This window comes from Mesorhizobium sp. M7A.F.Ca.US.014.04.1.1, assembly GCF_003998745.1.
GTDB classification, from domain to species: Bacteria; Pseudomonadota; Alphaproteobacteria; order Rhizobiales; family Rhizobiaceae; genus Mesorhizobium; species Mesorhizobium ciceri.
Genome location: NZ_RZRW01000182.1, coordinates 1 through 10,037, shown reverse-complemented (window position 1 = coordinate 10,037; position 10,037 = coordinate 1). Strand labels below are relative to the sequence as shown.

General features: G+C 62.0%; 7 protein-coding genes and 2 pseudogenes. All 9 read right to left on the bottom strand.

All coding sequences use genetic code 11. The annotated features are described in order from the left end of the window. Positions 1-474 (bottom strand): annotated as a pseudogene (locus EOA22_RS14445) (xanthine dehydrogenase family protein molybdopterin-binding subunit); the annotation flags it as partial. Next, positions 467-964, bottom strand: a complete 498-nt coding sequence (locus EOA22_RS14440) for a (2Fe-2S)-binding protein (RefSeq protein ID WP_063167465.1) — start codon at positions 962-964, stop codon at positions 467-469. The gene EOA22_RS14440 and the pseudogene EOA22_RS14445, both read right to left, overlap by 8 nt. Then, the gene (locus EOA22_RS14435) at positions 955-1,812 is read right to left on the bottom strand and encodes an FAD binding domain-containing protein (protein ID WP_063167464.1); all 858 of its coding nucleotides are present in this window, start codon (positions 1,810-1,812) and stop codon (positions 955-957) included. The genes EOA22_RS14440 and EOA22_RS14435 overlap by 10 nt, the downstream gene beginning before the upstream one ends. A 161-nt stretch (positions 1,813-1,973) precedes the next feature. Then, a complete protein-coding gene (locus tag EOA22_RS14430; protein ID WP_063167463.1) occupies positions 1,974-3,941 on the bottom strand; it encodes a hydantoinase B/oxoprolinase family protein in 1,968 nt (655 codons plus the stop codon). A gap of 3 nt (positions 3,942-3,944) precedes the next feature. Further along, positions 3,945-5,972 carry a hydantoinase/oxoprolinase family protein gene (locus EOA22_RS14425; RefSeq protein ID WP_063167462.1) on the bottom strand — a complete coding sequence of 676 codons (2,028 nt, stop codon included), beginning with the start codon at positions 5,970-5,972 and terminating at the stop codon, positions 3,945-3,947. Positions 5,973-6,074: 102 nt separating this feature from the next. After that, positions 6,075-7,055, bottom strand: coding sequence for a helix-turn-helix domain-containing protein (locus tag EOA22_RS14420; protein WP_013533169.1), 981 nt, complete (start codon positions 7,053-7,055; stop codon positions 6,075-6,077). A gap of 298 nt (positions 7,056-7,353) precedes the next feature. Beyond that, positions 7,354-7,598 (bottom strand): annotated as a pseudogene (locus EOA22_RS14415) (helix-turn-helix domain-containing protein); the annotation flags it as partial. Between the two features lie 197 nt (positions 7,599-7,795). Next, a complete protein-coding gene (locus EOA22_RS14410; RefSeq protein WP_127390044.1) occupies positions 7,796-9,133 on the bottom strand; it encodes an HlyD family type I secretion periplasmic adaptor subunit in 1,338 nt (445 codons plus the stop codon). Between the two features lie 19 nt (positions 9,134-9,152). Then, positions 9,153-10,037: ATP-binding cassette domain-containing protein (locus tag EOA22_RS14405; protein ID WP_127390043.1), on the bottom strand; the 885-nt coding region annotated here is incomplete at its 5' end.

Genomic DNA, 10,037 nt, shown 5'->3' with positions numbered 1-10,037 from the left:
CTCCAGCCCGCCGCCCTCGGTGATCACCTCATAGCCGCGCCAGCCCTCGTGGACGAGACGGGCGGCGGGCTGGAGTGCCTCGGCCATGGTGGACACCGGTACCAGCGGCTCGACCTCAAGCATGATGGCGGCAAGCGCCGCCCGCGCCTGCTTCTCCGTTTCGGCGGCAACGACGGCGATCGGCTCGCCGTGATAGCGGATGGTGTCGATGGCCAGGAGCGGATGGTCGGCAATGCCGATGCCGTAGAGGCCTGGCGCGTCGGCGCCGGTCGCCACCGCGCGCACGCCAGGACAGCGAAGTGCCGCCGAAAGGTCGAGCTTGCGGATACGCCCCGCGGAAACGGTCGACCGCAGCAGCACGGCATGCAACATGTCGGGGCGAACCCGGTCGTTGGTGTATTTCGTCCGCCCGCGCAGCTTGTCCTGCGCATCGCGGCGGGGAAGATTCATCACGGTGGCGGACAGCTCAGACATGGAGGCCTCCCACCGACTGGCCAGCCTTCCGCGCTTGGTCAAGGCAGTCGGCCACGGTGTCGACGATCCGCTCATATCCGGTGCAGCGGCAGATGTTGCCGACCATCGCGGCCTTGATGTCGGGACGGCTCGCATGCGGATTGTCACGCACGAACGCCGAAAGGCTCATAACCATTCCTGGAAAACACATGCCGCATTGCACGGCATCGGCGGCCTCTAGATTGGCCTGGAGCGGATGCAGCGCCTGGTTTCCGGAGCTCAATCCCTCGATGGTCGTGACCGCGCACCCCTGGACCAGGCCAATCGGCTTCAGGCAGGACGGCACCGCTTCGTCGTCGACATGCACCGTGCAGGCGCCGCAGAAGCCTTCGCGGCACACGGCTTTGGTCCCCGTCAGGAATCGTTCCCGCCGCAAGATGTCGACGAGCGGCGTCATCGGATCGCCGTGAAAGCTGCAGTCCTCGCCATTCAGCTGGAATGTCACAACCATGCCAGGCCCTCGGTCTTGAGAAGTGCGGCAACACCGCGCTTGACCAGCGGCGGAAGAACCTGGCGCCGGTACCAACCCTCCGCTTCCCTGCCGTCGCGGCCCTGAAAATCATTGTGCTCTAGTGCAAGCCCGGCAGCGCGCTCCGGATCGAGCGCGGAGGCCTGGCTTGCCCTCATCGCCTGTTCGAGCGCCGTCCAGCGCCGCGCTACCGGCTCCACCGAGCCGACGGCGATGCGACATCGTTTGTCCTTGTCCACCGCAAGCGAGACGACGGCGACCGGATAGTCGCCAGCCTTCCGAAGCGGCAGGCGGATATGCGCGCTTGCGACAAGGTCGCGGCGCAGATGAATTCTCGTCACAATCGCCTCTGCCAGCAGCGCATGCCTGTCTTTGAGGAAATCCGAAATACCGATGAGTTTTGGGCCTTCGAACGTCTCCAGCTCCACCGTCGCCTCACAGACGAGAAGCGCAGGGGCGAGATCGGCGGCGGCAAAGTCGAGGGCACAAAGGTTACCGCCCACGGTGGCGACCCTTCGGATACCGGGATTGGCCGCGTTCTCCGCCGCGTCAACCAGACCTTCGAAGCCCGCTGCCCCATGCAATGCGCGGCCAAGGACTGCGTGGGTAACAGCTGCGCCGATCACGACATGGTCCGAGTCGATTTCGACCTTGGACAAGGCCGGTATTCGGTCGAGTGCGACCACCGCGTCGGGAAGGTCGACCCCGCGTTGGGGATCACGCATCATCCAGGTGCCGCCTGCAAGCACCACCGCGCCCTGCCGGCGTGCTGCCATTGCCTCTTCAAGTGTGCTGGCCGCGGTGAACGATCGTCCCACGCCTGGTGCCATCTGTCATACCCCTCGGAGCAGCCAACCTTCGCGGCGCTGCGACATTGTTGCTCCAGCTTTAGGTTCCTGTGAAATAGTAATTCTTTGAATATGGTATCGAAAAAACAGATAACTCTGGCATCCCGCGAGCGCCCGCAAGATTGCGGCGCGCTCGCTGGCGCTCAGACCCAGTGGGTGACGGTCCGTTTCTCAAAACTCTCCCGGAACTGGGCGGTGGTTTTGGGAAGTAGTTCGCCGGTCTCCCAGTCGAGGATCACGGCATAGTGCCGAACCGCATCGAGCGTATCGATCTCGCCGGAGCGGTATTTGCGCGCGACCTCCTCGGGATCCATGCGTGCCCAGCCCTTCCGTTTCGCCCGGATGTCGGTACGGCAGGCTTCGGTCGCCGTCTCGTCGATTTCGTACTGGCACAGGTCGCGGTCGATTTCGCGGATCACCACACCGTAGTCAGTCCTGGCACGCTCCAGGGAAACGTAGTCGTCGATCACGTCCTCCATCACCTTGCGGGGCTCGCGCTGCAGTGGATCGCCGAAACCACCGCCGCCGGCCGTCGGACGAGCGAACTGGTCGCCTGTGTGGACGGAGTAATCGGAGAATACGGAGCCGAGCCAGATCTCGGTCTCTTCTCCGGCGCGCTTCATGGTCAAGCCGTGGGGCATCGACGGCAGGCCTCCTTCGACACCCCAGACGACAGCACGCTCGCGGTCGCAAATATAGGACATGACGGCATTTTCAGCCTCAAGCAGCAATGAGGTCTTCTGCACGCCGACGCCGCCCCGCCACTTGCCGGGCCCGGCTGAATCCTGCTTGATCTGGAACTCGAGCGTCCGAGTGGGATTGACCCGCTCGTTGCCTTCGTTCGGCTGCGACATCAGCCCGGTTCCGAAGCAGGCGGTGGTGACATCGGCACCATCCTTGCCGTTGCGCCCGCCCCAGCCGCCAGGCAGCCATTCGTAGAACATGAAGATCGGCTTTTCGGGTTTGCGCGCATCCCGTCCCCCGGCCAGCAGATATTCGAGGTTGAAGGCGCAGGCGATAGCGCGTTCGGGCATGATCTTCGACCACATCTCGAAGATCGCGTTCATGATCTTTTCAAACGGCATCAGGAACCCGGTCACCGCCACCGGCCATTCCGCGCTGACGATGCTGTTCTTCGGCGCGGTCACCTCGATCATCCGGTAAAACCCGCTGTTGAGCGGGAGGTCCGGAAAGAAGGTTTTCATGCCGGCGACCACGGCCGAGAAGGTCGCGCCCGGTGCGGAATTATACATCGAGGCAATGGTCGAGTGGCTTCCCGTAAAATCGTAGTGGATCGTGTCGCCCTTGATCGTCATCTTGATGCGGATCGGGATCATGCCCTCGCCGGCACCGAGATCCCGGTCGATGTAGTCGACCGTCTCCCAGGTGCCGTCGGGCAGCTCCGCCAGACGCTTTCGCACGGCACGTTCGACGTAGTCCTGAACCTCCTCCATACCGCGCATGACCTGGCCGCGCCCGTACTTCTTGACCAGCCGCAGCAGTTCGCGCTCGGCCGCCTGCGTCGCTTGCGCCTGGGAATGGATGTCGCCAATGATCGATGCGGGATCGCGCGTGTTGGCCGCGATCATGTTGGCAACATCGGAGCAGAAGCGGCCGCGCTGGAAAAGGCGCAGCGGCGTTATCCGCAGCCCTTCGCGGAACATGTCGCGGGCGGTGACGTCGAAGGAGCCCGGCACCGAGCCGCCGAGATCCGACCAGTGTCCGTTCGACTGGGAGAAGCCGATCAGTTTGTCTTCATCGAAGATCGGCCGGACGAGCCGAACGTCGCTGAAATGCGTACCGCCGGCATAAGGATCGTTGATTGCGTAGACATCGCCGGGTGCCATATCGCCTTCGAAGACCCGGATCACTTCCTTACACGTGTTGTGCAGTGTGCCGACATGGACCGCGATGTCGTAGTTGCCCTGGGCGACGGAGTTGCCATCGGCGTCGTGCAGGGCGTTCGAAAAGTCTCGGTTGTAGATGACGAAGGAATAGCAGGTGCGAAGCATCTGTTCGGCCATCTGGTCGACGGTGGTGATGAAGGAGTTCTTCAGCACCTCGAACGTTACCGGATCGAGGCCAGGGCCCGTTTCAATCAGCTTTGTCATGTCTCAGCCTTTCGTCACGATGAGAATGTTCAGGAAGCCATCGACGGTCGCGCTCATTCCCGGCGGAACCACGGTGGTGGAATCGAACTGTTCGACGATGGCGGGTCCCGCAAAGGCAGCGCCGGCGCTGAGTTGGTCGCGTTCATAGACAGCCGCATCATGAGATACGCCGTCGAACCAGACGCCGCGGCGGCCGAGCGGCTCGGGCACATGAGGCAAGACTTCGTGTCGCGGTATCTCGGCTTTCGGGACGATGCCGATCGCCTTGACCGCGATGCGGAAGATCGACACCGGCGCCTCTTCGCGGCGGTAGTTGAACTCGCGTTCGTGTTCGTTGTGGAATGCCTCGATCAGCGGGCAGATGCTCTCGATCCGCGCCGGGGCTGACACCGCGAGCGAGCGCCATTGGCCCTGGTACATCATCTCGACCGTGCGCTGCAGCGCCATGTCTTCCTGCGCCACGCCCTCATGGCCCAGACGCTCAACCGCCTGTTTTTCCATCAGAACAAAGGCTGCCTGCATCTCGGCGGGCGAGACAGTCGAAGCATCGGCCATGAAGCTTTCGGAGAAATCGTGCTGCACGTCGACGAGAAGGCAACCGAGCGCGGAGGTAACGCCGGGATTGGGCGGTACGATCACGGTTGGAATCGAAAGCTCCTTGGCCACCGCCGCTCCGTGCAAAGCGCCAGCACCGCCGAATGCGACCAGCGCAAAGTCGCGCGGGTCGTAGCCTCGGCTGATGGAGAGAAGCCGGACGGCATTGCCCATATTGGCGTTGGCGACGGCGATGATCGCCTCGGCCGCCTGGTGGAGTTCCATGCCGAAGGGTTCCGCTACCGTCTCCTGAACCGCCTCGGCGGCCAGAGCGGGGTCGAGCGTGATCTTGCCGCCCGCAAGGCTGGTGCCGAGACGGCCGAGCACCACATTGGCATCGGTGTTGGTGGCAATGAGGTTGCCATTCTTGTAGCAGGCCGGACCTGGAAAGGCGCCAGCGGACTGCGGCCCGTTGCGCAAGCTGCCGCCCTCGTCCTGCCATGCCAACGACCCGCCGCCCGCACCGATGGTCAATACCTCGATGGAGGGGAAGCGGATCGGATATCCGAATTCGATGTACCAGTCCTTTGTGATGCGCGACTCCCCGTTCCAGGCCAGCGAGACGTCGGTGCTGGTGCCGCCCATGTCGAAGCCGATCGAGTTCGGGTAGCCACAGAGATTTCCGATGAAGCGGCTTGCGATGGCGCCGGCGGCGATGCCGGATCCCGCGAGCCGGGCTGAGAAATCCTTGACGCTCGCGGGCGTCATGACCCCGCCACCGCTGTGCAGCAACAGGAGATCTCGCTTGTATCCGGCGTCGGCAAGCTTTTCTCCGAGACGCGACACGTAGTCGACGACGACCGGGGCGCAGACGGCGTTCGCCATGGTGGTGGAAAAACGTTCGTGCTCGAAGATTTCCGGCATCACCTCCGAGGAGATCGAGACCGGCAGATCCGGCATTGCCTCCTTCAGGATCTCACGCATGCGGCGCTCGTTGGCGCCGTTCACATAGGAGTTCATGAAGCAGACGGCGATGGACTTGACCTGCCGTTTCTTGAGAATCTCCGCGACACGGCGCGCGGCCTCTTCGTCCAACGCTTCCAGGATCGTGCCCTCGGCACTGACCCGTTCCCGGACGGTCAGCCGGTCGCGGCGCGGGATATAGGGCTTGGCGACATCTTTGTAGGTGTCCCAGAGATCTTCCTTGTTGGCGCGACGGATCTCTACAACGTCACGAAAACCCTCGCTGCAGACCATTGCGGTGCGCGGCAGACGGCGGGTGATCAGCGCATTGGTGGCGACCGTCGTACCATGAGAGAACATCGTTACCTCCGAAAGATCGATGCGCCCCTGCTCCACGCCATTCATGATGGCCTGCATGGGATCGTCAGGCGTGGAGGCGGTTTTTTCGATGCGGATCGCTCCGCTGTCTTCGTCCATGATGCAGATGTCGGTGAAAGTCCCTCCGACATCGACGGCAACTCTGATTCGGCTCATGACAGTTCCTTCGCAAGGTCTTGCGGGCAAAGCCCCGCCTTCGTCGCCCCTTGCCGGGGAGACGTTGCATGAATGGTGGAATTGGCCCGGATTTCGTCGGGACTAGTGGCGCTCTCGCGAGGCCGAAGAGCCGCCCGCCCGGTTCGCTGCTTCGCGACGGGTATCCGTCGGTGCGCAGCCGAACCGCGTCCGGTAGTGCTTGCAGAACTGGGACTGGTCGGCGAAGCCCCAGCGGTAAGCGATCTCGGCTACGCTGCTGATGTTGGTCACCGACATCAGCTCCTCGGCGCAAAGTTCAAGCCGGGCGTCGCGGATGAAGCCGTTGATCGACTGGTTGCTGTCCTGAAAAAGGACCTGCAGGTAACGCAGGGAGATGCCGCAGGCATCAGCCACCGCCTGCGGGCCGAGGTCGGAATTCTTCAGATTGTCGCGAATATACTGCTCGGCACGATGCAAATGGCCGGCCCGGATCGACGAGATGCTGCTGTCCAGCACGCGATCGTCGCTCACGATCGACAGGCACAGCATTTCCAGGATGTGCCTGCCCATCATCTCACGAGCGACTTCAGTGATCTCATCGAGATGACCGATCGTGGTTCGCACCGTGTCGAGGAAGAGCGCGGCGATGCCTTGGGTCGCGTCGAAACTGAGCGCACTGAGCCGTTCGGCGGATCCGATCCGTGCCCGAACGCTCGATGATGGTACCTTGAGGACCCACAGCGCGTTTGGCTTGCCGTGCCAGAATTCGTAAGGCGCATCTCCCCGCTCGACGAGAAAGCCCCCCGGCCTGCAATTGACGGTTCTCGACCCTTGCGAGAAATTCACCTCCGACATCTCCGGGATCGTGATGAGCAGGCTGGCGTCACGCTCGTTGAGGAAGTGGCGGCGGTGGCGACGATAGCTTACGGCATCGCAGCGCATTTTAGACACGCTGACGAGCCCAAGCGAGAAGGTTTCCAGCGTGCCTGAAAATTCGCGACGGTTCCGATACTCGGTGTCGAGCGGAAAATAGGCTTCGGTAACAGCGGCTTGCCAGGCATCACCGCCTGCGGGACCGCCGATCGTATCGACGACGTATTTCATTCCCCGACCTTTCTGGTTGACCCGGTTGTCCCGGTGTTGTTCCGAAGATTACAGGAATTCACCGGCGCGTATTGGTCAAAAACGAATAAACTTATGTGGTCGGTTGGCCCAGGACCGGAGCTCGCGACGGTTGCAGTTGTCGTCACGATCAGTGTGCAGCTGATCAAACCAGCCTTGGCGCGCAAACCGCCAGCCGACTTGGAACCATGCATTCTTTTCGCACACTCATTCAGGAAAAGTTGTCGGCTTCCAGATGTGGGCGGAAATGATGTCCTGCAGTTCCGTGCGTACGGAAGAGTGGCAGCAGCGTGTAGCGGCGGAAAGCGACAATGTCCGCCTCGTCCTCAATCGAGAGCACCCTCGATCTCGGTTCCTTCGGACCAGTCGATAGATCGGCGACCGAAGCTCGCCTCTTCCACTTCGCAACCGTCTTCCGGTTGATCCCGTAGCGCTTGGCCAGCCCCTCAGGTTCTCTTGACTATGCTGTATCGCTCGACGGACCGCCTCTGTCGTTTTGGCGCTCCCATGCAGAACTTGGCCCATAGCGCATCCTTTCATTCGGGAGACAAGGATGCTCCATAAAGCCCGGGATCAAACATCTAGGATCATCAGATCCAGCACCAAAGAAACAGAGGGGCTGTCGGCAGGGAACATGCAGACCATGAGCGACTGGTTGTCGGCTTGTCTCCGACTGCTCTGCGTCAGAATCACCTCAAAAGCGAAGTCGCTTGGCTAATCCGTCATTTCTGGCGAAAGGCGGAGTGGAACGACACAACCAGCGGGCCCAGAATGTAGTCGAGCGCGGTGCGTTCCTCGGTGACGATCATGACTGACGCTGGCATGCCCGGATAAAGCGCAATCTGTGGGGCTGCTGCCAATTCCACCGGATCGACCGCTACGTCGGCAAGATAGTAGGGAAACCCGGTCTTGCTGTCGGTAATGCGATCCGCCGAAATGCGGGAGACGCGGCCATGAATTATGGGTATTGAGCGCTGCTTGTAGGATGTGAAACGAACTTCGGCAGCCATATCGGGTCGCAGGTTCGATATGTCCTCGACGCGAATCTGGGCCTGGACGATCAGCGAATTTTCGGTCGGCACGATATCGAGGATGGTCTGGCCCGGCGAAACGATCGCGCCTATCGAGAAGACGCTGAGATCCATCACCTGGCCGTCATACGGCGCGCGCGCCTCGGCTCGGTCCATGGCAGCCTGGGCGGCAAACATCTTGGGCACGAGGTCGGAAAGGCTCGATTGCGTATCGATCAGCATGGCCGACAGCTTGGCTCGGCGCTCATTTGTCAATTGTGCGATCTGGCTTTCGAGTTCGGCTTTGCTCTGTTGGCTGCCGCCGATCGCGCCGAGGTTCTCATCGATCAGGCCCTGCAGATCCGAGGCGGATCTTTCCAGCTCCAGGATGCGTGGGCGGGTCGTCAATCCGGCCTTGAGCAGCTTCGACAGGCTGGCCTTCTCGTTGATCGTCGATTGCAACTGGGCATGGTAAGATTCGACCCGAGACTGCTTGCCCTGGATCTGCTCCTCGAGTTCGGCAATGCGCCGCTCGAGGATCTGCCTGGCGCCGGCCATCGAGGCGCGTTGGCTTTCCAGATCGGCGATCTGGTTTGCCATTGCATCCCTAAGGTAGTCTTCGTGCTCTTTGAGAATGTCCTTGGGAAAGGCAACAACCTCGCTGCCGTCCAGTTCGGCTCGGATCCTGGCATCGGTTGCGCGCAACAGCGCATATTGCTGGGCATAAAGATTGAACTCGGACCGAATCCTGGTGTCGTCCAGCTTCAGCATTATGTCGCCCTTCCTGACGACGTCGCCATCCTTGACGCGGATCTCCTTCACCGTACCGCCGTCGAAGTGCTGTACGCTTTTGCGATTGCCATCCACCTTGACGATGGCGTCGGCAAGCACGGCGCCGTTCAGCGGGGCAAAGGCCGCCCAGCCGCCAAAGATGCCAAAGAAAGCAACGATGATCAGCAGACCTATATAGGCCGGCACCCGGATCGAATCCGGGGCCAGAATACCGGCGTCGCCAGGCAGGCTCCGGTAGGTAAGCGCGCCGTCGCTCATCGCTCTCTCCAAACACGGCTCATTGCGTTGCCACCGCCATTGGCGCCGCGCGCTGGTTGAGGAGCGCCACGATCTCGTTTCTCATGCCAAAGGCCTCGACGGCGCCATCGCGCAACAGGAGGATCTTGTCGACATTCGCCAGGGTCGAGGGCCGGTGAGAGACGATGATCACCGTACTGCCGCGGCGCTTGAGTTCGATCGCGCAGTCGCTCAGCGCGCGGTCGCCATCGGCATCGAGATTGGAGCTGGGCTCGTCGAGAATGATCAGGTTCGGAGTTCCGAACACTGCGCGGGCAAGAGCAATCCGTTGGCGATATCCTCCTGACAGCACTGCGCCGCCTTCGCCGATCTGCGTCTCATAGCCTTGCGGCAGGCGGATGATCATCTCATGCACGCCGGCGAGCCGCGCGGCCTCGATGACCTCCTGGTCGACATTGGTCTTGAAGCGGCCGATGTTGGCGGCGACGGTATCGGAGAAGAGTTCGATATCCTGCGGCAGATAGCCGATGTGGTCGCCGAGCGCGTCGTGTCCCCATTGCGACAGGTCGGCGCCGTCCAGCCTGACGGTACCACGGCTGGGTTGCATGACGCCCGCGAGATGACGCGCCAGCGTCGACTTGCCGGCGCCGGAAGGGCCGACGATTCCCAGCGTCTCGCCTGCTTCCAGCCGGAACGATACGTCCCGCAGAAGCACTTTCTGCTGGCTTGCAATTGCAAAGCTGACCTGCTCAACCGAAATCTTGCCGGTGGGCTTGGGCAGGTTGAACGATCTTTCGCTCTGCGCGCCCCCGTCGACCAGCTTCTCGACCCTTGCCAACGCCTCCCGCCCCAGGATCAGGCTGCGCCAAAGGCCGACGATCTGCGCGCCCGGCTGTAGCCCGCGGCCCAGCAAGAGGCTCGCTGC